Consider the following 23,938-nt stretch of genomic DNA (forward strand, 5'->3'; position numbering starts at 1 on the left):
CCCCAGCCCCCTCATCGCCCCTCCCGCGACAACCCTGGCGACTCCCGTGGCTCCCGCGTTCCCGGCGCCCCATACGCCTCCACCCGCAACCGCCTCGCGAACCCCACCAGTTCCGCGTACTGCTCGCCCAAGGCCGAAGGCCCGTCGCCCACCGGGTCCTTGAAATAGAAGCCCAGCTCACCCAACGGACCCGACAGACCCGCCTCGTGGGCCCGTGCCGTCAAACGGGCCAGGTCGAGGACCAGGGGTGCGGCGAGGGCTGAGTCGCAGCCCTGCCAGGTGGTCTGGAGGATCATGCGGGTGCCGAGGAAGCCGTCGAAGGCGATGTGGTCCCAGGCGGTCTTCCAGTCGCCGAGCGCAGGTACGTCGTCGATGTGGACCTCGCCCTCGGGGACCGCGGCGAGGGTGTCGGCGAGGACGCGTTCCTTGCCGGCGTTCTTCGCCGCCGCGGCAGCCGGGTCGGACAAGGCCGCGCCGTCGCCGCCGCCGAGCAGGTTTGTGCCGGACCAGGCGCGGACTGCCAGCGCGCGCTGGGCGAACATCGGGCCCAGTACCGATCGCAGCAGGGTCTGGCCGGTTTTGCCGTCACGGCCGGCGTACGGCAGACCGGACGCGGCGGCGGCTGACGCCAGCGCCGGGTGGTGCAGACCCGTGGAGGGGGTGAAGTTGACGTACGGGCAGCCGGCTCGCAGTGCCGCAGCCGCGTAGAGCGAGCTCGGGGGCAGTTCGGTGCCGACGGGAGCCGGTTCCGTGGAGGCGACGTTCACGACTACCGCCCGGGCGAGGCCGTGGCGGCGTACGAAGTCACTCATGTCCGCGGCGAAGGCGGCCACCAGTTCTTCCGTGTCCCGGGTGTCGCCGGGGGGTGGGCCGCCCGGCCTGATCTCCCGGTCCGCGGCGGCGAGTTCGGCGCCCACGGCCGTCGGGAGGCCGTGCGGCAGGACTCCCCCGGCGGCCAGCGCCTCCGCGCGCTTGGGCAGGGGGCAGTCCACCGTGTCGTGGCCGCCGAAGACGAGGGACGACAACGGTGGCAGTCCGGAGCGGGAGAAGGGGTCGGTCTCGGTGACCATGCCCGTGGGAGGGTGCAGGCCCGCGGTCATGGCCGCGCACCCCGCGACGACGGTGGTGGCGACGGAACCGCGCGCTCCGATCAGCCACACGCCCACCCGTGACTCGGACACCCGTGACTCGGAAGGGGACGGTTCGATGGACATGGTCAGCCTCCTTGTCGTACGCGAACCAAAGGGCCGTACAGAAACCAGAGGAAAGACGGCGGGCGGGAGTCCGGCGTCCCCCGCCCGCCGTCGCTCAATCGCCCTGCGCAGCAGATCGCGCGGGCAGTTCCTTGATCCGGATGTCGCGGAAGGACACCTGGTCTTCGGCACCGTGGTTCTGGATGCCGATATGACCGTCGCGCAGGCTGCGCACCGGATCGGTGTTGGTGAAATCGTTGATCTTCACGCCGTTGAGATAGACGCGGAGCCGTTCGCCCTCCACGCGGATCTCGTACGTGTTCCACTCCCCCGGCGGGTTCAGCGCACGGTCGCGCTTCTTGATGTCGGCGGACTTGAAGCTGTACACGGCCCCGGTGGTGCGATCGGGGGCGTCGGTCGCGTCGATCTGGATCTCGTACCCGTTGTCGACGGCCGACCAGGGATCGTCGGAGGCCGGGAAGCCCACGAAGACACCGGAGTTGTCGTCACCGGAGGCACTCGCCATCTTCCAGTCGAGCTTCAGCGAGTACGAGCCGAACCCCGAGGCGCCGTACCAGAGCATGCCCAGGCCACCCGACGACGTGAGCGTGCTGTCGTCGCCGAGGGTGAACGAGCCCGGTCCCGCCTGCTTCCAGGCGGAAAGTGACGCCTCAGTGCCGTCGAAGAGCGGCTGGTAGCCGTTCTCCGGGCGGCAGTCGGCCTTCGCGGCCCCGATCGCCCAGCGGACTCCGCCCAGCAGGTGCTGCCGGACGGCGGGATCCGCGTACGACTCCTTGGTGTGGCCGACCCCGGTGTAGAAGGAACGGCCACCCTGGTAGTTCTGGCACCAGGCGATCGGATGGTCGCCGTTCATCGTGCCGCCGGTGTACGACGACTCGTCGAGCGAGGCCAGGACATGGGTGCGTTCCCGCGGGTTGGAGCGGTAGTCGTACCACTCGTCCGTACGGTTCCAGGACTCCGGGAGGTGCGAGGTGGCCGGATGCGCATGGTCCTCGACCTCGATCCGTGCGGGCTGGATCGCCGGGTGCGACTTGAAGTAGGCGCCGACCAGGCCGCCGTAGAAGGACCAGTCGTACTCGGTGTCGGCGGCGGCGTGAATGCCCACGTAGCCGCCCCCGCGCTGGATGTAGCCCTCGAAGGCCTTCTGCTGGCCCGCGTTGAGCACATCGCCGGTGGTGGACAGGAACACGACGGCGTCGTACTTGGCGAGGTTGCGCGACGTGAAAGCTGCCCCGTCCTCCGTCGCGTCCACGGCGAATCCGTTCGCGGCGCCGAGGTCCTTCACCGCGGCGATCCCCTCCGGGATGGAGTCGTGCCGGAACCCGGCGGTCTTGGAGAACACCAGCACCCGGTCGTCCGCACGACCCTTGACGTCAGCCTTCTTGGACTCAGCCTGCTGCCCTTCAGGCCCCTTGGACGCGGCCGGTCCCGACACACACCCGATGAGCAGGGCAGCGCCGACAACCGCCGTCACCGCTCTGCCTGTTGCTCGCATCGCTGCAGCCCCCTCAGCCGGTCGTGAACGTGAAGTCGTCGACCTCGTACAGCGCTCCGGTGCCACGCCCCTTGAACACGAGGTAGAGCGTGGTCGTCCCGCGCGGTGCGCCCTTCAGGGACGTAGTGACGTCCTGGTACTTCTCCCAGCCGCCCGTCGCCGGAACGGTCGCCGTGCCGAGCACGCGTCCCTTGGGCGAGCCCGCGCGGACCTCGAGCTTTCCGCCCGCGCCGTCGGAGGCGACCCGTGCCGTGAGCTTCTTGGCGTTGCTCAGGACGTAGGGGTTGAAGGAGATCCAGTCGCCGTTGTTGATGTCACCGACGGCCTCGCCGCCGTGCGCGGTGGCACGTGTCTGTACCTTGGCTCCCGAGGCCTTGCCGAAGTGCTCGGCCTGGCGGTGCGTGGGCTGGACGACGGCCTGGTCGTGGGTGGTGAGCGCCTCCTGGCCGCCGCCACCGCCGTCGGTGTACTCCGCGTCAAAGACGCCGAAGATGTTGGCGTCCTCGTCATGGCCGCCGTCGGCGCTGGTCTGGATGGTGCCGGTGCAGCCGTTCGCCGAGGTCACCGGGTGACCGTGGCTGTCGTGGCCGAGAATGAACGTGACCTTGACCTTGGCGCAGTCGATGGTCCCGTCCTCCGGGTCGGTGACCTTCACCTTGAACGGCACGGCATCCCCGAAGCTGAACAGCTGCCCGTCACGCGGCAGTTCCAGAGTCACCTTCGGCGCCGTGTTGCCCACCACGATCTGCACACTGGAGCTACCCGTGCGGCCGCTGGGGTCCTTGGCCGTCAGTGTCGCCGTGTACGTGCCGTTCTTCGTGTACTTGTGCGTGGGGTTCGCCGACGTGGACTTGCCGCCGTCGCCGAAGTCCCAGCTGTACGTGAGGGCGTCGCCGTCGGCGTCACTGGTGCCGGCGGAGGAGAACTTCACCTTCAGCGGTGCCTGTCCTGACGTACGGTCGGCCGCGGACTGCGCCACGGGTGAGTGTCCGTCGGTCGCGTTCTCGATCCGGTACAGAGCGGAGTTCTCGTCGCCGCCGAACCACGCCAGGCCGTAGTCGAGGACGTACAGCGCGCCGTCCGGGCCGAACTCCATGTCCATCACCTGGGTGCCGGTCCACGGGATGTCGTTGATCGACTGCACCGTGCCGTCACCGTCCGAGGTGATCCGCTTGATCCAGCGGCGGCCGAACTCCCCGGCGAAGAAGTCCCCGTCGTACGCCTCCGGGAACTTGACCGGCGAGTCGAGCTCAGGGTCGTAGTGGTAGACCGGGCCGCCCATCGGGGACTCGGAGCCGTCGCCGAACTCGGGGACGGACGCGCCGTCGTACGGGATCCAGGCGGTCTGCGCCGGAGGCAGGTCGGTCAGGCCGGTGTTGTTCGGCGAGGTGTTCTTGGGGGCGGCGCAGTCGAATGCCGCACCGGAAGCGCCGGTTGCGAAGTCGTAGTCCACGTAGGCGTCGTTGTCGCCGGTGCAGTACGGCCAGCCGAAGTTGCCGGGCTTGGTGATGCGGGCGAACTCGACCTGGCCCGCGGGTCCACGGGCAGGGTTTGCGGCTCCTGCGTCGGGGCCGTATTCACCCACGTACAGAACCCCGGTCTCCTTGTCGACGCTGAAGCGGAACGGGTTGCGCAGGCCCATCGCGTAGATCTCGGGGCGCGTCTTCTCCGTGCCGGGCGCGAAGAGGTTGCCGTCGGGGATGGCGTAGGAGCCGTCGGCGTTCACCTTGATGCGGAGGATCTTGCCGCGCAGGTCGTTGGTGTTGCCGGCCGTGCGCTGGGCGTCGAAGGCCGGGTTGCGGTTGGCGCGCTCGTCGATGGGGGTGAAGCCGTCCGACTGGAACGGGTTGGAGTCGTCACCGGTCGACAGGTACAGGTTCCCCGCCGCGTCGAAGTCGATGTCGCCGCCGACGTGACAGCAGATGCCGCGGGTCGCCGGGACGTCGATGACCTTCTTCTCGCTGGCGGTGTCGAGAGTGCCGTCTGCCTTCAGGACGAAGCGGGAGAGCCGGTTGACTCCGTCGAAGGGCGCGAAGTCGGCGGCGGTGCCCGTCTCGGGGGCGTCGCCCGCCGGGGTGTTCATCGGCGGCGCGTAGTAGAGGTAGATGAAGCGGTTGTCGGCGAAGCCGGGGTCGACGCCGACGCCTTGCAGGCCTTCCTCGTCGTGCGCGTACACGTCGAGTTTGCCCGCGAGCTTCGTGGTGCCCGCGGCATCGGTGAGCCGCAACTCCCCGTCGCGTGAGGTGTGCAGGACCGAGCGGTCCGGGAGGACGGCGAGCGACATGGGCTCGCCGGTCTCGGGTTCGCCCTTGGCGAGGGTGACCTGCTGGAAGTCCTCGGCCTTGGGCTCGGCAGCCGCCGCGGGGGCCGCGCTACCCGGGTCGGCGACGGCCGCGCCCGCCGCGGGGGCGGTGAGGCCGAGTGAGGCGCCCGCGAGCAGCAGACCGCTCAGCAACGCGAGGGCCCCACGAAGTCTTGGGTGTTTGGTGTGGCTTCTGGTGTTCCTGTTTCTGACATGCGGGTGCACGAATTGCCTCCATGATGGGGCTGGTCGTACGGGTGTGTGCGGAACGCCGGGGTGCGCCGTCACCCCGGAGGTGTGCCAGAAAGATCAGTCGTTGCCGCCGAACGCCGCGTCGAAGGACGCCGTCGGCGGCTCGAAGTCGTACGCCTTGAGCCGGGTGAGTGCCTCGGGTGCGCCCTGGAGGCGGTCCATGCCCGCGTCCTCCCACTCGACCGAGATGGGGCCCGAGTAGTCGATGGAACGCAGCATCCGGAACACGTCCTCCCAGGGGACGTCGCCGTGGCCGGCGGACACGAAGTCCCAGCCGCGGCGCGGGTCGCCCCACGGAAGGTGCGAGCCGAGGCGGCCGTTGCGGCCGTCGAGGCGCTTGCGCGCTTCCTTGCAGTCGACGTGGTAGATCCGGTCACGGAAGTCCCACAGGAAGCCGACCGGGTCGAGGTCCTGCCAGACGAAGTGCGAGGGATCGAAGTTCAGCCCGAAGGCAGGACGGTGGTCAACTGCCTCCAGCGCGCGCTGAGTTGTCCAGTAGTCGTACGCGATCTCGCTCGGGTGGACCTCGTGGGCGAACCGCACGCCCTCGTGGTCGAAGACGTCGAGGATCGGGTTCCAGCGCAGCGCGAAGTCCTCGTAGCCGCGCTCGATCATCGACTCGGGGGCGGGCGGGAACATCGCGACCAGATGCCAGATCGCGGAGCCCGTGAAGCCGATGACGGTGTCGACGCCGAAGGCCGCCGCCGCGCGCGCCGTGTCGGCGATCTCGGACGCCGCCCGCTGTCGTACGCCTTCCGCCTCGCCGTCGCCCCAGATGCGGGCCGGGAGGATCGCCTGGTGGCGTTCGTCGATGATGGCGTCGCAGACCGCCTGGCCGACCAGGTGGTTGGAGATGGCCCAGCACTTCAGGCCGTACTTGTCGAGCAGTTGGTGCCGGGAGTCGAGATACGAGGAGTCGGCGAGGGCCTTGTCGACCTCGAAGTGGTCGCCCCAGCAGGCGAGTTCGAGTCCGTCGTAGCCGAAGTCGCGGGCGAGCCTGCAGACCTCCTCGAGCGGCAGGTCGGCCCACTGGCCGGTGAAGAGCGTGAAGTTGCGCGGCATGGAACGGCCCTCCTCAACTCGCGATGGGGGTGTATACGGAGTTCTTCGCGGCGCTCTCCTCGACCGCCGCGAGTACGCGCTGCACCTGCAGTCCGTCGGCGAAGGACGGGACCGGAGCGCGGCCCTCGGCGATGGCGTTCACCAGGTCGCGGGCCTGGTGGATGAAGGTGTGCTCGTAGCCGAGGCCGTGACCGGGCGGCCACCAGGCCTCCATGTAGGGGTGGTCGGGCTCGGTGACGAGGATGCGGCGGAAGCCCGCGTGGGTGCCGGGCTCCCGGTGGTCGTGGTACTCGAGTTCGTTGAGCCGTTCCAGGTCGAAGGCCAACGAGCCGTGTTCACCGTTGAGTTCGATGCGCAGGGCGTTCTTGCGGCCGGTGGCGTACCGGGTGGCCTCGAAGGAGGCGAGGGCGCCCGAGGCGAAACGGCCGGTGAAGACGGCGGCGTCGTCCACGGTGACCTGGCCGACTCCATTGGCGGACACCGCGGACAGGCCGCTGGTGGGTCCGCTGGGCAGCGGCCTCTCCCGTACGAAGGTCTCGGTGAGCGCGGACACTCCCACGACCGGTTCGCCCACGAGGTACTGCGCGAGGTCGACGATGTGCGCGCCCAGGTCGCCGAGCGCGCCCGAGCCCGCCGTCTCCTTGCGCAGCCGCCAGGTCAGCGGGAACTGCGGGTCCACCAGCCAGTCCTGAAGGTACGTCACCCGTACGTGGCGCAGGGCGCCCAATCGCCCCTCGGCGACCATCTTCCGGGCGAGCGAAGTGGCGGGCACCCGGCGGTAGTTGAAGCCGACCATCGCCACCTGGCCGCGTGCGGCGGCGGCTTCGGCGGCCTCGGTCATCGCCTCGGCCTCCTCCACCGTGTTGGCGAGGGGCTTCTCGCACAGCACGTGCTTGCCGGCGGCGAGTGCGGCAAGCGCGATCTCGGCGTGGCTGTCGCCGGGTGTGCAGATGTCGACGATGTCGACATCGTCCCGGGTGATCAGCGCCCGCCAGTCGGTCTCGGCCGCCGCCCAGCCGAGCCGGTCGGCCGCCGCGCGTACGGCCTGTCCGTCGCGGCCGCAGACGGCGGCGAGGACGGGGCGGCGTGGCAGGTCGAAGACGCGGCCCACGGTGCGCCAGCCCTGGGAGTGGGCGGCGCCCATGAACGCGTATCCGACCATGCCAACGCCCAGCGCGGGCTTGGCTGCCTCGTCGCCCTGGTGCGGCTGTCCCATGGAGATGTCCTCCTCGTCGTCGTGGTGCGCTGTGGGGGGTGTTTGCGGAGCGCTCCGCGGGAAGTGCGGTTGGAAGTCTGCGGGTCCGTTGTGGCTGGTCGCACCCGCGCGGCCGAGCCGCACAGTGATACAGCCCCGCGCCCCTTATGGAGCGCGGCGCAGCACCCGCTCGAAGCCGTCGGACACGTCACTTGAAGCCGGTGGACATGTACTGGTCGACGTTCTCCTTGTCGACCACTGCCGAGTAGAGCGTCAGGGACGCCGGGATCTCGAACTCGGCGAGGCCGCCCACGCCCTTGCCCTGGCCGAGGGCGCGGGCCAGGTCGATCGCGGAGGCGGCCATGGTCGGCGGGTAGAGGACGGTCGCCTTGAGGACGCCGTCGTCTGCCTTGATGGCCTGGAAGGCGGACAGCGCGCCCGCGCCGCCGACCATCAGGAAGTCGTCGCGACCTGCCTGGTCGATGGCGCGCAGGGCACCTACGCCCTGGTCGTCGTCGTGGTTCCACAGGGCGTCGAAGTTCGACTGGGCCTGCAGCAGTTGGGACATCTTCGCCTGCCCCGACTCGACGGTGAAGTCGGCGGCCTGCCGGGCGACCTTCTTGATGTTCGGGTAGTTCTTCAGGGCCGCGTCGAAGCCCTGCGTACGCTGCTGGGTCAGCTCCAGGTTGTCGAGGCCGGCGAGTTCGATGACGCGGGCGTTCTTCTTGTCCTTGAGCTTCTCGCCGATGTAGTGACCGGCGTTCAGCCCCATGCCGTAGTTGTCGCCGCCGATCCAACAGCGGTACGCCTGCGGGGAGTTGAAGATCCGGTCGAGGTTGACGACCGGGATGTCGGCGCGCATGGCCTGGAGCCCGATCTGGGTGAGCGCCTTGCCGTCGGCGGGCAGGATCACCAGGACGTCGACCTTCTTGTTGATCAGGGTCTCGATCTGGCCGATCTGCGCGGCGGTGTCGTTGGAGCCCTCGGTGATCTCCAGCGTGACGTCCTTGTACTTCTTCGCCCGGCTCTTGGCGTTCTCGTTGATGGCGTTCAGCCAGCCGTGGTCGGCCTGCGGTCCTGCGAAGCCGATGGTGACCTGCTTGCCGGGCTTGTCGTCGGCGGCGGGCTGGTCGTTGGAGGCCGGCTCGTCGCTGGACTCGTTACTCGTGCAACCGGTGAGGAACGCACCGGCCCCGACGGCGGCGGTGCCGAAGAGCAGTCCTCTGCGGCTGGTGAACTCTGGCATGGCGGTGGACCCTTCCGTGAAGGACGTGCGAAACGGCTCAAGTCGTGATGGCGCTACGACCTCAAGCTGTGCTGGCGGTACTGGAGTCAGCTCGTGCTGGCGATGCTGGAGTCAAGTCGTGGATGCCGTACGGGCGTTAAGTCGTATGTGCGGTACGGCGCTGGACGAGCACGGCGGCGACGATGATCGCGCCCTTGGCGATCTGCTGGACGTCGCTCTGCAGGTTGTTCAGGGCGAAGATGTTGGTGATCGTGGTGAAGATCAGCACGCCGAGCACCGAGCCGACGATGGTGCCGCGCCCGCCGCTGAGCAGGGTGCCGCCGATGATCGCGGCGGCGATGGCGTCGAGTTCGTACAGGTTGCCGTTGGTGTTCTGACCCGAACCGGACAGCACGACCAGCAGGAAGGCGGCGATGCCGCAGCAGAGCCCGGAGAGCAGATACAGGTACAGGCGCTGCCGGCGGACGTCGATGCCCGCGAGCCGGGCCGCCTCCGCGTTGCCGCCGACTGCGACCGTGCGCCGCCCGAAGGTGGTGCGGTTGAGCAGCAGCCAGCCGATGACGGTGACCACCGCGAAGACCATGACAAGGGGTGGGATGCCCAGGATGTAGGAGTCGCGCCCGCCGAGGTCGAGCACGCTCTGGACGGTGACGACCTGGGTGCTGCCGTCGGTGATCTGCAGGGCGAGCCCGCGGGCCGAGGCGAGCATGGCGAGCGTCGCGATGAACGGGACCATGGCCCCGTACGCGATCAGCATGCCGTTCACCAGTCCGCAGCCCACGCCGACGATCACTGAGGTGAAGAGGATGCCGAGGAACCCGAACTCCTGGGTGGCGACGGTCGTGGCCCATACGGAGGCGAGCGCGACGATCGCGCCGACGGACAGGTCGATGCCGCCGGAGACGATGACGAAGGTCATGCCGACCGTGACGACACCGATGACCGAGGCCTGGGTGAGGACGAGTTGGAGGTTGCGGGTGTCGAGGAACTGGTCGGGCTTGGTGATGCCGCCGATGATGATCAGGGCGGCGAGCACGCCGAGCAGCGAGAGGGTGCGGACGTCGGCGCGGGCGGTGAGTGCCCGCCAGGGGCTGGGTCCCTCCATCGGCGACATTTTCGGGGTGTCATCCCGGGGCGGTGATGCGTGCTGCGTCATGACGCCGGAGTTCCTTCCATGACGAGGTCGAGTACGCGGGGTTCGTCGAGCTCCTGGGCGGGCGCCGTGTGCACGACCTGGCCCTCGCGGAGCACCAGGACGCGGTCGGCGAGCCCGAGGACTTCGGGCACTTCGCTGGAGACCAGGAGCACGGCCAGGCCTTCGTCGGCGAGGCGGCGGATGACGGCGTACAGCTCGGCGCGGGCGCCGACGTCGACGCCGCGGGTGGGCTCGTCGAGCAGCAGCACCCGGCAGCCGCGCAGCAGCCAGCGGGCCAGTACGGCCTTCTGCTGGTTGCCGCCCGAGAGGGTGCGCACGGGCACCGAGGGGTTGTCGGGGCGCAGCGACAGCTCGCGCGTCGCCTTGAGGGCCGCTTCCCGCTCGCCGCTCCGGTCCAGCCAACCCCCGTACGAGAAGCGGGACATGGAGGACACGGACACGTTCCGCGTGACGGACTCCAGCATCAGCAGGGCCTGCGCCTTGCGTTCCTCGGGGGCGAGTCCGAGGCCGGCGCGGACGGCGTCTCGTACGCTGCCCGGCTTCAACCGCCTTCCCTCGACGAGGACTTGACCGGCGGTCGGCTTGCGGGCGCCGTAGATGGTCTCCAGGATCTCGGAGCGTCCGGAGCCGACGAGTCCGGCGAGGCCGACGATCTCGCCGGGCCGAAGGGTGAGGTCGAGGGGCGCGAACTCCCCTTCCCGCGCAAGGCCTTTGACCTCGAGAACAGGATCCGGGAGCGCGTCGTGCACCGGCCGCTCGGGGAAGACGTACTCCACGTTCCGCCCCGTCATCAGCGCCACGACCTCGCGCGTCGGCGTCGACTTCGCGGGCAGCCCACCGGCCACCGCCCGACCGTCCTTGAGGACGGTGACGCGGTCGCCGATGCGGCGGATCTCCTCCAGGCGGTGCGAGATGTAGATGACGGCGACGCCGTCCGCGGTGAGGTCGCCGACGATGCGGAAGAGGTTGTCGACCTCGTCGGGGTCGAGGGCGGCGGACGGCTCGTCCATGACGATGAGGCGTACGTCGTGGGAGAGCGCCCGCGCCATGGAGACGATCTGCTGGTGGGCGGCGGACAGGTCGCCGACGAGCCGGGCCGGATCGATCTCGGGGTGGCCAAGTCGCTTGAGCAGGGCGGCTGTTGAAGCGCGTGCGCCCTTGCGTCGTACGACGAAACCGGCGGCCGTCGGCTCATGGCCCAGGTAGACGTTCTCGGCCACCGACAGGCCCTCCACCAGGTCGAGTTCCTGGTAGATGGTGGCGATGCCGAGGCGCATGGCGGCGATCGGCGAGCGGAGGGTGACGGGCGCGCCGCGCCAGTTGATGGTGCCGCTGTCGGGCTGGTGGGCGCCGGCCAGGACCTTGATGAGGGTGGACTTCCCGGCGCCGTTCTGGCCGAGCAGACAGTGCACCTCGCCCGGCTGGACGTCGAGGTCGACGCCGTCGAGCGCGCGGACGCCGGGGAACGACTTGGTGATCCCGGACATGGTGAGCAGCGGTGGTTCGGATGCCATGACGGTTCCCCTTGGCGGGCGTGCGGGCCGGTTCAGGGCAGGGCGGGGTAAGGCAGGGGCGGTGCGGAGTGCCTGTTGGGAGCGGTGCAGGGTGCCGTGCTGGTGAGCTTTTCGTGCGGCTCTGGTGCTTGACGTGCGGCGTTAAGCGGGTGAGAACAGGTGGTCGCTGATGAGCCGGGCCGCGCCGATGACTCCGGCGGTGGGGCCCAACTCCCCCAGAACGATCGGGAGGTTGCCGGTCGCGAGGGGCAGCGACTGGCGGTAGACCTGGGTGCGGATCGCGGCGAGCAAGGTGTGGCCGAGGCCGGTCACCCCGCCGCCGATCACCACCAGGCCGGGGTTGAAGAAGCTGACGAGTCCGGCGATGACCTGGCCGGTGCGGAAACCGCCCTCGCGGATCAGATCGAGCGCGGTGGTGTCGCCCGCGACGGCCGCGGCGGCGACGTCGACGGCGCTGAGGCTGCCGTTCGTCTCCAAGCGGCTCGACAGTTCCGGCGACAGCCCCTGCTGGGCGGCTTCCGTGGCGTCGCGGGCGAGTGCGGCGCCGCTGAAGTGGGCTTCCAGGCAGCCCCGGTTGCCGCAGGCGCACTGGCGGCCGTCCGGTACCGCGAGGATGTGGCCGATGTCGCCTGCACTGCCCGTCGTACCGCGGTAGACCTCACCGCCGACGACGATGCCGCAGCCGATACCCGTGCCGATCTTGACGCAGAGGAAGTCGCCCACGGAGCGTGCGACGCCCGCGTGCTGTTCCCCCATGGCCATCAGGTTCACATCGTTGTCGACCATGACGGGACAGCCGAGGTCCTGGCTCAGCGCCTCGCGCACCGGGAACCCGTCCCAGCCCGGCATGATCGGCGGGGCGACGGGGACGCCCTCGGGGAAACGGACGGGTCCTGGTACGCCGATGCCGGCGCCGTCGAATCCTTCCGCGAGCCCTGAGGCCTTCAACTTCGCTGCCATGGACAGGACTTGCTCGAAGACCGCGACCGGGCCCTCGCGTACGTCCATGGGCTGGTTGATGTGCCCGAGCACCTCCAGCTCGGCGTTGGTGACGGCCACATCGATCGACGTCGCGCCGATGTCCACGCCGAGGAAGCGCAGAGCGGGCGCGAGCCGGATGTTGTGGGACCGGCGGCCACCGCGCGAGGCGGCGAGTCCGTCGGCGACCACGAGGCCCGTCTCCAGGAGACGTTCGACCTCCACCGCCAGTTTGGACCGCGAGAGGTCGACCCGGTCGCCCAGCTGGGCACGGGAGTTGGGCCCGTCGTCACGCAACAGCTTGAGCAGCCGCGCCTGGTGGGCGTTCGCGGGTCGCGCCGTCATACGTCTCACGAGCCCCTCCCCGCCTCATCGGCACAGCTTCGTGGTGCTTTCGAGGGGAACGTAGCAGCGGTTGCCGGGGGTGGGAAGAAGTTGAGCAGTAATTCGTGCCGACTTTTTCCACTCACAGGACAAAGAGTGGCCGACGGTGGCTCCGAGCCCACCCTGAGGAGGGCGGGGCCGTCCACCCGGATCGCTCGCGTTATCGGGGCCTGAGCACACAGAACTCATGACCGTCGGGATCGGCCATCACCACCCAGGGGACGTCGCCCTGGCCGATGTCGATGCGAGTCGCTCCGAGGGAGACGAGGCGGTCGACCTCCGCCTGCTGATCACCGCCGACCGGTGGTGCGAGGTCGAAGTGCAGCCGGTACTTCCCCGTCTTCGGCATCAGCGGCGGACCGCCCCACGTGACCTTCGGACCGCCGTGCGGCGAACGGATCGCGGTCTCCTGGTCCTGGTCCCACACCAACGGCCAGCCCAGCGCCTGGCTCCAGAAGTACCCGACCTCCTGCGAACCGTCACAGGCCAGCGCTCCGATGAATCCGCAGTCGGCAAGGAAGTTGTTGCCCGGCTCGATGACACAGAACTCATTGCCCTCGGGGTCGGCGAGCACCACATGCCCCTCGTCGGGGCGCTGACCGATGTCGATGTGCCGGGCGCCGAGCGCGAGCGCCCTCGCCACCGTCTGCTGCTGGTCGTCAAGGGACGTACTCGTCAGATCGAAGTGCATCTGGTTCTGGCCGGTCTTCTGCTCCTGGGCCGGAAGAAATCGCATCCGGAACCCGGTGTCATCGCTCGGCAGGATCACGATGCCCTCGGAGAAATCGTCGGACATCTCCCAGCCGAGGAAGTCGGCCCAGAAGCGCGCGAGTCGGAGCGGGTCGCTCGCATCGAAGCAGAGCGCGTGGAGTTGAGAAGTCATCCGCACAGCTAAAGCGCTCGGGAACTGCGACACAACGCGTTTTAGTTCTCCCCGGGCCCCCCGGATCGGAGGGGCGGCCGTCGTCCGAACCGGAGCCCGTCAGGCTCTCCGAACCGGAGCCGGTCAGGCCTTCTCGCGCGCGTGGTACGTCCTGCGCGTGTGCTCCGTGTGGGCGCGCATGATCTCCGTCGCGCGTTGTTCGTCGCGGGCCGAGATCGCCGCGATGAGTTCGCGGTGTTCGATCCAGGACTGGTGGCCGCGCTGGCGGGCGACCGGGGTGTAGTACCAGCGGACCCGCCGGTCGACCTGCGCCGCGAGCTCCGCGAGGACCGCATTGCCCGCGAGCTCCATGACCTTCGCGTGGAAGCGGGCGTTCATCGCGACCGCGCCGTCCACGTCGTCGGCGTCGACCGCCCGCTCACCCTCGGCGCACAACTCCTCCAGGGCGCTGATGCCGGCGCTGCCCGCGGCAGCCGCGGCGAGCCGGGCCGCCTCGGCCTCCAGGAGCGTACGGACCGTGAGGAGCTGGTCTGCCTCCTCCTCCGTCGGCTCGTGCACGAACGCGCCCTGCGCGGGCCGTAGATCGACCCACCCCTCGGTGTTCAGCCGCTGCAACGCCTCGCGTACGGGCTGCCGGGAGACCCCGAGATGCCCGGCGAGCTCGCTCTCGACCAGATGCTGGCCGGGCTGCAGGGCACGCGTGGTGATGAGCTCGAGGAGCGCCTCGTACACACGGTCCCTGAGCGGTCCCGGACGTTCGAGCTTGGGTACGGCCCCCTGCGGCAGTCCTGTCGACAACATCGCGGTCCCCCTCCTGGGCAACGGCAGGCCGCAGCCGGAAAGCCAATGGCAGCCAGTATCAATTGTCTTTCGTCTACAGTCTACGGCGCTGAGCGGCCAGGGCGAGGGGGAGTTGGACTCGTCACACGACAGTGAACCCGCACGTCACGGGCAGCGGACCACCTGTCCCGCGTACGACAGATTGCCGCCGAAGCCGAAGAGCAGCACCGGGTCGCCGGTGGAGATCTCGCCGCGTTCGACGAGCTTCGAGAAGGCGAGCGGGATGCTCGCGGCGGACGTGTTGCCGGACTCGGCGACGTCGCGGGCGACGACGGCGTTCACGGCGCCGATCTTCTCGGCGAGCGGCTCGATGATGCGTAGGTTCGCCTGGTGGAGCACGACCGCGGCGAGGTCCTCGGGTTCCAGGCCGGCCCGTTCGCAGGCCTTGCGCGCGATCGGCGGCAGCTGGGTGGTGGCCCACCGGTAGACGCTCTGCCCCTCCTGCGCGAACCGCGAAGGCGTGCCCTCGATCCGTACCGCGTGCCCCATCTCCGGCACGGAACCCCACAGAACAGGTCCGATACCGACCTCGTCCGAGGCCTCGACCACCGCGGCCCCCGCCCCGTCCCCGACGAGCACGCAGGTCGTACGGTCCGTCCAGTCCGCGACGTCGGACATCTTGTCGGCGCCGATGACGAGCACGCGGCTCGCGCCCCCGGCGCGTACGGCGTGATCGGCGGTGGCCAGCGCGTGCGTGAAGCCGGCGCAGACGACGTTGAGGTCCATCACGGCCGGGGACGGGATACCGAGGCGGGCGGCGACGCGGGCGGCCATGTTCGGCGAGCGGTCGATCGCCGTGGAGGTCGCCACCAGGACCAGGTCGATGTCGCCGGGAGCGAGTCCGGCCGCCGCGAGCGCCTTGGCGGCGGCATGTGCGGCCAGCTCGTCGACCGGTTCGTCGGGCCCGGCGATATGCCGCGTCCGGATACCCACCCGGCTCCTGATCCACTCGTCGCTGGTGTCGACCAGACCCGCCAGGTCCTCGTTGGTGAGCACCTTGGCGGGCTGGTAGTGGCCGACTGCGACGATGCGTGAGCCGATCATGGGCGGTCCCCCTCGTTACCTGGGTGTATGACCCACCAGTCTGATCAGGTACTCACGGGTACGAGGACAGGTAAAGCCACAGGAAAGCGGCGTCAGCCTTGTCGCCTTTTGTTGAACGCTCGGACACCCGAGCATTCACCCCGTGAACAGTTGCGTCGCTTTCCGCACCAGTTCGTACAGGCCGTAGGCGAGCGGCGCCCCCACCCACACCCAGGAGAAGGCGATCAGCCCGCGGCGGCCGGGCGGAGCGCCGGCCGGTGTGCTGGGCGGTGCGCTAGGCGGACTGCTGTCGCTCGTGGACATCGGCGGCCTCCTTCGGGGCGGGGACGTGGTGGCGGGCATGGACGGGGCGTACGAGTTCGTTGGCGACGAAGCCGATGACCAGTAGCCCGATCATGATGATCAGCGACGTTCCGTACAGCGCCTCGCCGGACTTGCCCGCTTCTTCCTGCCGGTCCGCGATCCAGTTGACGATCAGCGGTCCGAGAACTCCGGCGGTCGACCAGGCGGTGAGCAGCCGACCGTGGATCGCGCCGACCTGGTAAGTGCCGAACAGATCCTTCAGGTAAGCGGGGATGGTCGCGAAGCCGCCTCCGTAGAAGGAGAGGATCACCAGCGCGCAGACGATGAACAGCGGCTTCGAGGAGTCCCCCACCCACGCGATCAGCGCGTACATCAGCGCGCCCGCCCCCAGATAGAGGCGGTAGATGTTCTTGCGCCCGACGAGGTCGGACGTCGACGACCAGACGATACGGCCCGCCATGTTGGCCGCCGAGAGCAGCGCGACGAAACCGGCCGCCGCCGAAGCCGAGACCGGCGTCGAGGTGTCCGCGAAGAAGTCCGTGATCATCGGGGCGGCCTTCTCCAGGATGCCGATGCCCGCGGTCACGTTCATGCAGAGGATGATCCACAGGCACCAGAACTGCGGGGTGCGCACGGCGTTGCGCGCCGACACCTGCACGCCCTCGTAGGCGCTCGGCGCGGAGGCCACCGGCTTCTCGCTGCGCGGCACCCGCACCAGCAGCACGCCGAGCAGCATGAACACGGCGTACGACAGTCCGTGCACGAGGAACGCGAGCGCGATCCCCGAGCTGTCGGAGCCGAACGACTCCAGCATCTGCGCGGACCACGGCGAGGCGATCAGCGCACCGCCGCCGAAGCCCATGATGGCGATGCCGGTGGCCATGCCCGGCCTGTCCGGGAACCACTTGATGAGCGTCGAGACGGGCGAGATGTACCCGATGCCGAGACCGATCCCGCCGACGAAGCCATAGCCGAAGACGATCAGCCAGTACTGCTCGGTGGCGGCCCCGAGCGCGGAGAGCAGGAAGCCCGACGAGAAGCAGATCAGGGCCACGGTCATCGCCCAGCGCGGCCCGTTCCGCTCGACGAGCGTGCCGCCGAACGCGGCGGACAACCCGAGCATCACGATGCCGAGTTGGAAGGGCAGCGCACTCTGCGTGCCGCTGAGGTCGAGCGCGGACTCCAGGGGCGGCTTGAACACGGACCAGGCGTAGGCCTGACCGATGGAGAGATGGACCGACAGGGCAGCGGGCGGAACGAGCCAACGGCTCCAGCCGGGTGGCGCTATGGGTGGACTCATGATCCCGAACGATAGGAATCCGTCGCCGAGTTGGGAAGTCGGTCCGCCGAACGCGTCGACGGTATGCGATGAACGGTATGCCAGACGCGACGAACGGTCGTTGGGGAGCGGCGGGTCGCATCCGGGGCGTGTTCGGCGGGCTCGGCGCCGCATTTGATCACGGGGCCAGGAGGAGCTTGCCGACCGTGTCCCGGGAGGCGAGAGCACGGTGGGCATCCTTCGCGTCCACCAGGGGGTAGTGCCGGTGAATGTGCAGGTGCAGCCGTCCTTCGATGAGCCAGTCGAGCAGATCCTGGAAGCGGCTTTCAAGCTCGGGGCGGTCGACGACGAAGTCGCGGAGAGTGGGGCGTTTCAACGTGAGTGAGCCGCCCTCGGTCAGACGGCGCGGGTCGACCGAGGCCACGTGCCCGCTGGAGCCGCCGTAGAGCACAAGTGTGCCGCGGCGCCGCAGTGCTTTCAGTGATCGTTCGAAGGTGCTCCTGCCGACCCCGTCGTAGACGGCATGGACGCCCTGCTCGCTCAGTTCCTCATGGAAGTCGTCGTATCCGAGCACCTGATCCGCGCCTGCCGCGCGCGAGACTTCCGCTTTGCCGGGGGTGGAGACGGTCGTGATGACGGTGGCGCCGCGGATCTTGGCGATCTGGGTCAGCAGGAGCCCGACCCCGCCCGCGCCGGCGTGGATGAGGACGGTGTCTCCGGGGTGGATGGCGTATGAGCTGGTTGCCAGGTAGTGGGCGGTCAGTCCCTGGAGGGGAAGTGCCGCAGCCTGCTCGTCGGTCACCTCGTCGGGGATCCGGAGCAGTTGGGAGGCCGGGACCGACACATACCGGGCGTAGGCGCCCGGCGCGCCTTGCCATGCGACCCTGTCGCCGGCGCTCAGTCCGGACACCTCGGCACCGACCTCCAGGACCCGGCCCGCCCCCTCACCGCCGGGCACGAAGGGGACTTGGCGGGGGTAGACGCCCTCGCGCTGGTAGATGTCCACATAGTTGACCCCGGCGTAGGCAACCTTCACCAACACCTGGTCACCGGCCACCTCGGGAAGGTCGAGGTTGTGGACTTCGAGCACGTCCGGCCCGCCATGCTCGCCGACGACCACCGCCGGGCCGCAACGCGTCACCGGATCTCCCTGTGGAAGTGTTCGACCAGTTGCTGCACCCGCAAGCCGGCGGCGAAGTCGGCCAGCGTGGAGCCCTCACCCCGGACGGCCCGGGCGAACTCGGTCAGCCGGGTCTCCTCACTGCCGCGCGGACTGTCCAACTCGACGCGGGTCCAGCCGGAGTGGTCGCCGAGCCACAAGTCCCCCCAGTCGTTGATCCGGTACGACCGCTCGGTTCCGTGCAGTGTCCACTCGTACGTCTCCGGAGCCGCGGCGACCTGCCCTGAGAGCCTTACCGGCACGTCGCCCGCGAGGAACAGACCCGAGGCTGCGTTCTCTCCCGCCACGCCGTAGGCCACGTGTGTGTGGACGGGCGAGAGGGGGCCCAAGAGCCGGTCGGTGAGGAAGAGGTAGTGCGAGGCGACCTCACGCAGGAACCCGCCCTGCGCACGTCCGGCCACCCAGCGAGCGTCTTGCTGGAACTCCCTTGGCCACTGCGGAAAGCCGAACCGCATATCCACACCGAGGACTGTCCCGACTTCGCCGTCCCGCAACGCCCGGCCGACCGCCAACGCGGCGCTGCGATCGGACATCACGAAGTTCAGCGCGTTCACAGCCCCGGTCGCCGTGGCCACCGCCGCCATCTCTTCGCCTTCGGCCAGATCCACCGCGAGCGGCTTCTCGGCGAAGACCGCCTTGCCCGCCTTCATGGCGCGTACCGCGAAGCCCGCGTGCGTGGCGGGCGGCGAGGCGATGTAGACCGCGTCGAGCCCGTCGTGGTCGAGCAGCTCCTCCGCATCCTGGGTGCAGGGCACCTGCGGATGCGCCACTCGTGCCCGCTCAACGGCCTGAGCGCTGGGGTCCGCGGCCAGGACAACCTCGAACTCGGGGTGCCGCCCTGCGACATCGAGCATCTCGGAGCCCATCGCCCCCAGACCCACGATGCCCAGCCGAATGCTTCTCTTCTTCTCCATGCTCGGATTCTGGAGCCGCCGAAAGGACAGCACAAGCGATGTTTTCTTAAGAACAATGAAGCAGAGCTGTACTATCCGCCCATGCTTGATGTTCGCCGTCTCGTGGTGCTCCGCTCGGTCGTCGAAACCGGCTCGATCCAAGCCGCGGCCGCCCTCCTCGGCTACACCCCATCGGCGATCAGCCAGCACATCGCCGCACTGCAGCGGGAGACCGGCACCGCGCTGTTCGAACGCCAGGGCAGAGGCATCCGCCCCACCGAGGCGGGACGGCTCCTGGCCACGCATGCCCGGCAGATCCAGACACAGATCGCCGACGCGGAGACGGCCCTCTCCGACCTGCGCGCGGGGAAGTCCCGCCGGTTGACCGTCCGCTACTTCGCCACGGCCGGCGCGGTACTGATCCCGCCCATCATCGCCGAGTTCGGCCGCCGCTTCCCCGAGGTCCGCGTGGAGCTGAGGCTGGGCAAGGGGCTGACCGGCGAGGCGGCGGACGCCGAGATCATGGTGTTGGACGACACCGTCCCGGTGCCCCGCGGGCTACGCGCGATGCACCTGCTGGACGATCCCTTCGTCGTGGTCCTGCCGCCGGAGCACCCTCTCGCCACCGAAGAGACCATTGAACTGGGCAGGCTGAGCAACGAGACGTGGATCGACAACGAGTGGCCGAGCAGCATCTGCCGGGAGACCATCCTCGACGCGTGCGGCGCGGCCGGCTTCAGCCCCAACTTCGTCGTGGAGGCCCACGACTACGCCACCGCCGTCGCCTTCGTCGCCACCGGGCTCGGCGTGACCATGGTCCCCAAACTCGCACTCACCGCCATCCCCACCACCGCGGTGACCTGCCTGCCGGTCACCCGGCCCGCAGCCGCACGCTCAATCTTTGCCGTGGTGAAGGAGGCGACCGAGGACCAGCCGGCCCTGTCCGCGTTTCTGAACCTCCTCCGCGAAGTCGCCGCTTCCCACGCCTCAAGGCCAGTTGACTGAGCGCGATCCTCAAAGTGGTCAGCTACGCACCGTCACACAAGGCTGTCCCAGGTGCTGCGCGAACCCTTGCTGGCCTAACTCCCATACTGTAGACAATATTCCGTCGACAGATTTCGACGCCTCAGTTCACCTCCGCGGTATCCCTCGACCGAACGGAGACCCTCAGTGAAAGTCGCAGTTCTCGGCGCCGGTGCGATCGGCGCCTACGTCGGTGCCGCGCTGCATCGCGCGGGCGCCGACGTGCATCTCATCGCCCGTGGACCGCATCTGGCGGCCATGAGGCAGCACGGAGTGCAAGTGCTCAGCCCGCGCGGGGACTTCACCGCCCGGGCCCACGTCACCGACGACCCGGCCGAGGTCGGCCCGGCCGACTTCGTCTTCCTGGGTCTGAAGGCCAACTCGTACGCGGCGTGCGGGCCGCTGATCGAGCCTCTTATGCACGACACCACGGCGGTGGTCGCCGCGCAGAACGGCATCCCCTGGTGGTACTTCCACCGGCACGGCGGCCCGTACGACTGCCATCGCGTGGAGAGCGTGGACCCGGACGGCGCGGTCAGTGCGGTGATCGCGCCCGAACGGGCCGTCGGGTGTGTGGTGTATGCCGCAACCGAGCTGGCGGGACCGGGAGTTGTACGCCATCTCGAAGGCACCCGGTTCTCCATCGGCGAACCCGACCGCTCGGTGTCGGCGCGGTGCACCGCGTTCAGCGAGGCCATGCGGGCCGGCGGGCTCAAGTGCCCGATCGAGCCCGATCTGCGCAACGACGTCTGGCTCAAGCTGCTCGGCAACATCTCCTTCAACCCGATCAGCGCCCTCGCCCGCGCCACCATGCGGCAGATGTGCCTGCACGGCGGCACCCGCAAGGTCATCGAGATCATGATGACCGAGACGCTCGCGGTGGCCCGGGCCCTGGGCTGCGAGGTCGGGGTGTCCATCGAACGGCGGCTGGCCGGCGCCGAGCGCGTCGGCGATCACCGCACCTCGACCCTTCAGGACCTGGAGCGCGGCAAACCGCTCGAGCTCGACGTGCTCCTCGCCGCCGTCGTCGAGTTGGCGGAGATCACCGGGGTCGAGGTGCCGACACTCCGCACCGTCCACGCCATCTCGGATCTGCTCGCATTGAGGACCGCCGCATGAGCCGTACAAGGAAACGCGACCGAACTCCCAAGACGTACACCCGACTTACTCATCCGCTCGTCCGCGACTCGCGCGACGAGCCCTTCCGGCAGGCGACGTGGGACGAGGCGCTGGACCGCGCCGCACGCGGGCTGTCCGCCGCCCGTGGCGCGTTCGGGATGTTCTCCTGCGCCCGCGCGACCAACGAAATGAACTACGTGGCGCAGAAGTTCGCCCGCGTCGTCATGGGCACCAACAACGTCGACTCCTGCAACCGCACCTGCCACGCCCCGAGCGTCGCGGGCCTCTCGGCCGCGTTCGGCTCGGGCGGCGGGACGTCGTCGTACGGGGAGGTCGAGCACACCGACCTCATCGTGATGTGGGGCTCCAACGCCCGTTTCGCACACCCGATCTTCTTCCAGCACGTCCTGAAGGGGATACGGAACGGGGCGCGGATGTACGCGGTCGATCCGCGCCGTACGTCAACCGCCGAGTGGGCGGAGAGCTGGCTCGGCCTGAACGTCGGCACGGACATCCCGATGGCGCACGCGATCGGCCGCGAGATCATCCATGCGGGCCTTGCGAACGAGGCCTTCATCGAGCGGGCGACCACCGGTTTCGAGGAGTACAAGAAACTCGTCGAGCCCTGGACGCTGTCGCTCGCCGAGAAGGTGACGGGCGTACCGGCCGCCGCCATACGGGAGTTGGCGCACGCGTACGCCCGCGCCGAGCGCGCCCAACTGTGCTGGACGCTCGGCATCACCGAGCACCACAACGGCACGGACAACGTACGCGCGCTCATCAACCTGTCCCTGCTGACGGGCCATGTGGGCCGCTACGGCTCGGGATTACAGCCCCTGCGGGGCCAGAACAACGTGCAGGGCGGCGGCGACATGGGGGCGATTCCTAATCGCCTCCCCGGCTTCCAGGACATCCTGGACCCGGACACACGGCTCAAGTTCGAGTCCGCCTGGGACACCGTCATCCAGCCGCACTACGGGCTGAACCTGACGGACATGTTCGAGGCCATGGAGGAGGGCACGCTCAAGGCCGTCTACTGCGTCGGCGAGAACCCGGCGCAGTCCGAGGCCGACAGCGAGCAGGCGATACGGCGCCTGGGGGCCCTGGACTTCCTCGTCGTGCAGGACATCTTCCTCACGAAGACCGCCGAGCTGGCGGACGTGGTGCTGCCCGCGACCGCCGGGTGGGCCGAGACGGACGGTACGACGACCAACAGCGAGCGGCGAGTTCAGCGCGTACGGGCGGCCGTCGCGCCGCCCGGCGAGGCCCGCGAGGACATCGACATCATCTGCGAGCTGGCCGCCCGGCTCGGCCACGACTGGAAGTACGCGGACTCCGAGGCCGTATGGAACGAGCTGCGATCGGTGTCGCCTGACCACTACGGGATGACATACGAGCGCCTGGAGGAGCACCAGGGCATCCAGTGGCCGTGCCCGGACACGGACCGGATCGAACCGACGTACCTGCACGGGCGGTTGTGGGATGCGGATCCGGCCCGTCGCGGCCGCCTCGCGCCCTTCGGGCTCGTCCAGCACGATCCGCCGGTCGATCTGACGGACGAGGAGTACCCGATCCGGCTGACCACCGGGCGGCGGCTCGACTCGTACAACACCGGTGTGCAGAGCGGCAGTTTCGCCTCGCCGCTGCGGCGCGGGGAGTACGTCGAGCTCTGTCCGGAGGACGCGGAGCGCTACGGCGTCGTGGTGGGCGAAGAGGTCCAGGTGTCGTCACGGCGCGGGGCGGTGGTGGCGCCGGTGTGGGTCGATCCGGCGCTGCGGCCCGGGCTCGCGTTCATGACCATGCACTTTCCCGACGAAGTGGACACCAACCAGCTGACGATCGAGGCGAACTGCCCGATCGCGGGGACGGCGGAGTTCAAGGCGTCGGCGATCCGGATCGACAAGCTTCCGGTTGCGACTCAGGTGAGGTGATCTGGTGGATCTGCACTTCGGTGACAGCAAGCCCACGGACGAGGAACGGGCGGCCGTCGACGCGCTGCTCGGGCCCCCCGAGTCGTCGTGGGAGGGCGCGGACCGGTCCGACGTGGACTTGAGGTGGGCGCGTGGGGGGCGCCCGGCGCGGGAGCGTCGTGACCTGCTGTTGCCGGGGCTGCACGCGATCAACGATCGCGTGGGGTGGATCAGTGAGGGTGCGCTGGACTACCTGTGCCGGCGGCTGACCGTGCCGCCTGCGGAGGCGTACGGGGTCGCCACGTTCTACGCCATGTTCTCGGTGAAGCCGCGGCCCGCGACGGTGCTGCATGTGTGCACGGATCTCGCGTGCGCGGCTGCGGGGGCGGCGGAGTTGTGCGCGGGGGTCGAGGCGCGGCTGGGGCTTGGGAGCGGGGTTTCGGTGGAGCGGAGTCCGTGTCTGGGGTTGTGTGAGCGGGCGCCGGCGGCGTTGGTGGTGCGGGCGGTCCGCGGCGCCAAGAACGGCGACCTGGCGCGCACTGCTAGGCCTGCCGTACGACGCCGGATACGGAGGCGGTGAGCAGCCGTACGAGGTCTACCTCCAGGTCCTCGAAGAGCTCGCCGCGGCCCGGTTGACCGTAGGCCTCGGCGTCAGCGTGCACTCGC

19 protein-coding genes and 2 pseudogenes are annotated in these 23,938 nt (G+C 69.3%); 5 read left to right on the plus strand and 16 right to left on the minus strand.

Annotation, left to right across the window (positions count from 1 at the left end):
• Positions 1 to 11: 11 nt before the first annotated feature.
• The 16 genes from G6048_RS33900 to G6048_RS33975 all read right to left on the minus strand — a co-directional run bounded on the left by G6048_RS33900 (position 12) and on the right by G6048_RS33975 (position 19,241).
• The gene (locus tag G6048_RS33900; RefSeq protein ID WP_165343434.1) at positions 12 to 1,214 is read right to left on the minus strand and encodes an inositol-3-phosphate synthase; all 1,203 of its coding nucleotides are present in this window, start codon (positions 1,212 to 1,214) and stop codon (positions 12 to 14) included.
• Positions 1,215 to 1,308: 94 nt separating this feature from the next.
• Positions 1,309 to 2,709: a ThuA domain-containing protein gene (locus G6048_RS33905; RefSeq protein WP_165343435.1), complete on the minus strand. Its 1,401-nt coding sequence runs from the start codon at positions 2,707 to 2,709 to the stop codon at positions 1,309 to 1,311.
• Positions 2,710 to 2,722: 13 nt separating this feature from the next.
• Positions 2,723 to 5,236, minus strand: coding sequence for a PQQ-dependent sugar dehydrogenase (locus G6048_RS33910; protein ID WP_165343436.1), 2,514 nt, complete (start codon positions 5,234 to 5,236; stop codon positions 2,723 to 2,725).
• An 84-nt stretch (positions 5,237 to 5,320) separates the two neighbouring features.
• Complete coding sequence (locus G6048_RS33915; protein ID WP_165343437.1) at positions 5,321 to 6,325, minus strand: sugar phosphate isomerase/epimerase family protein; 1,005 nt, start codon at positions 6,323 to 6,325, stop codon at positions 5,321 to 5,323.
• A gap of 13 nt (positions 6,326 to 6,338) precedes the next feature.
• On the minus strand, positions 6,339 to 7,541 hold the full coding sequence (locus tag G6048_RS33920) for a Gfo/Idh/MocA family protein (RefSeq protein WP_165343438.1): 1,203 nt from the start codon (positions 7,539 to 7,541) through the stop codon (positions 6,339 to 6,341).
• Between the two features lie 187 nt (positions 7,542 to 7,728).
• Positions 7,729 to 8,766 (minus strand): substrate-binding domain-containing protein, encoded by a 1,038-nt coding sequence (locus G6048_RS33925; protein ID WP_165343439.1) that lies wholly within the window; start codon positions 8,764 to 8,766, stop codon positions 7,729 to 7,731.
• 136 nt (positions 8,767 to 8,902) lie between these two features.
• Positions 8,903 to 9,922, minus strand: coding sequence for an ABC transporter permease (locus G6048_RS33930; RefSeq protein WP_165343440.1), 1,020 nt, complete (start codon positions 9,920 to 9,922; stop codon positions 8,903 to 8,905).
• Positions 9,919 to 11,436: a sugar ABC transporter ATP-binding protein gene (locus G6048_RS33935; RefSeq protein ID WP_165343441.1), complete on the minus strand. Its 1,518-nt coding sequence runs from the start codon at positions 11,434 to 11,436 to the stop codon at positions 9,919 to 9,921. Before G6048_RS33935 ends, G6048_RS33930 begins: the two co-directional genes overlap by 4 nt.
• Positions 11,437 to 11,577: 141 nt before the next feature.
• A complete protein-coding gene (locus G6048_RS33940; RefSeq protein WP_165343451.1) occupies positions 11,578 to 12,759 on the minus strand; it encodes an ROK family transcriptional regulator in 1,182 nt (393 codons plus the stop codon).
• 199 nt (positions 12,760 to 12,958) lie between these two features.
• Positions 12,959 to 13,681, minus strand: coding sequence for a VOC family protein (locus tag G6048_RS33945; protein ID WP_165343442.1), 723 nt, complete (start codon positions 13,679 to 13,681; stop codon positions 12,959 to 12,961).
• Positions 13,682 to 13,804: 123 nt separating this feature from the next.
• Positions 13,805 to 14,482, minus strand: a complete 678-nt coding sequence (locus G6048_RS33950; RefSeq protein ID WP_165343443.1) for a GntR family transcriptional regulator — start codon at positions 14,480 to 14,482, stop codon at positions 13,805 to 13,807.
• A gap of 144 nt (positions 14,483 to 14,626) precedes the next feature.
• Complete coding sequence (locus G6048_RS33955; RefSeq protein ID WP_165343444.1) at positions 14,627 to 15,565, minus strand: beta-ketoacyl-ACP synthase III; 939 nt, start codon at positions 15,563 to 15,565, stop codon at positions 14,627 to 14,629.
• A gap of 135 nt (positions 15,566 to 15,700) precedes the next feature.
• Positions 15,701 to 15,868: an MFS transporter small subunit gene (locus tag G6048_RS33960; RefSeq protein ID WP_165343445.1), complete on the minus strand. Its 168-nt coding sequence runs from the start codon at positions 15,866 to 15,868 to the stop codon at positions 15,701 to 15,703.
• Complete coding sequence (locus G6048_RS33965; protein WP_165343446.1) at positions 15,840 to 17,168, minus strand: OFA family MFS transporter; 1,329 nt, start codon at positions 17,166 to 17,168, stop codon at positions 15,840 to 15,842. Before G6048_RS33965 ends, G6048_RS33960 begins: the two co-directional genes overlap by 29 nt.
• Before the next feature lie 157 nt (positions 17,169 to 17,325).
• Positions 17,326 to 18,288 carry a quinone oxidoreductase family protein gene (locus G6048_RS33970; protein WP_328827762.1) on the minus strand — a complete coding sequence of 321 codons (963 nt, stop codon included), beginning with the start codon at positions 18,286 to 18,288 and terminating at the stop codon, positions 17,326 to 17,328.
• Entirely contained in the window at positions 18,285 to 19,241 is a 957-nt protein-coding gene (locus G6048_RS33975) for a Gfo/Idh/MocA family protein (protein WP_165343447.1), read from the minus strand. Before G6048_RS33975 ends, G6048_RS33970 begins: the two co-directional genes overlap by 4 nt.
• Positions 19,242 to 19,322: 81 nt before the next feature.
• Between G6048_RS33975 and G6048_RS33980 the strand changes: the two genes are divergently transcribed.
• The 5 genes and pseudogenes from G6048_RS33980 to G6048_RS34000 form a co-directional block, all read left to right on the plus strand.
• On the plus strand, positions 19,323 to 20,225 hold the full coding sequence (locus G6048_RS33980) for a LysR family transcriptional regulator (protein WP_165343448.1): 903 nt from the start codon (positions 19,323 to 19,325) through the stop codon (positions 20,223 to 20,225).
• Between the two features lie 165 nt (positions 20,226 to 20,390).
• On the plus strand, positions 20,391 to 21,362 hold the full coding sequence (locus G6048_RS33985; protein WP_165343449.1) for a 2-dehydropantoate 2-reductase: 972 nt from the start codon (positions 20,391 to 20,393) through the stop codon (positions 21,360 to 21,362).
• Complete coding sequence (locus G6048_RS33990) at positions 21,359 to 23,293, plus strand: molybdopterin oxidoreductase family protein (protein ID WP_165343450.1); 1,935 nt, start codon at positions 21,359 to 21,361, stop codon at positions 23,291 to 23,293. Before G6048_RS33985 ends, G6048_RS33990 begins: the two co-directional genes overlap by 4 nt.
• 4 nt (positions 23,294 to 23,297) lie before the next feature.
• Positions 23,298 to 23,816, plus strand: a pseudogene (locus tag G6048_RS33995) (NADH-quinone oxidoreductase subunit NuoE family protein); the annotation flags it as partial.
• Positions 23,812 to 23,938: pseudogene (locus G6048_RS34000) on the plus strand (acyl-CoA dehydrogenase family protein); the annotation flags it as partial. The pseudogenes G6048_RS33995 and G6048_RS34000, both read left to right, overlap by 5 nt.

The sequence above is a fragment of the Streptomyces ureilyticus genome, from assembly GCF_011045025.1.
GTDB classification, from domain to species: domain Bacteria; phylum Actinomycetota; class Actinomycetes; order Streptomycetales; family Streptomycetaceae; genus Streptomyces; species Streptomyces ureilyticus.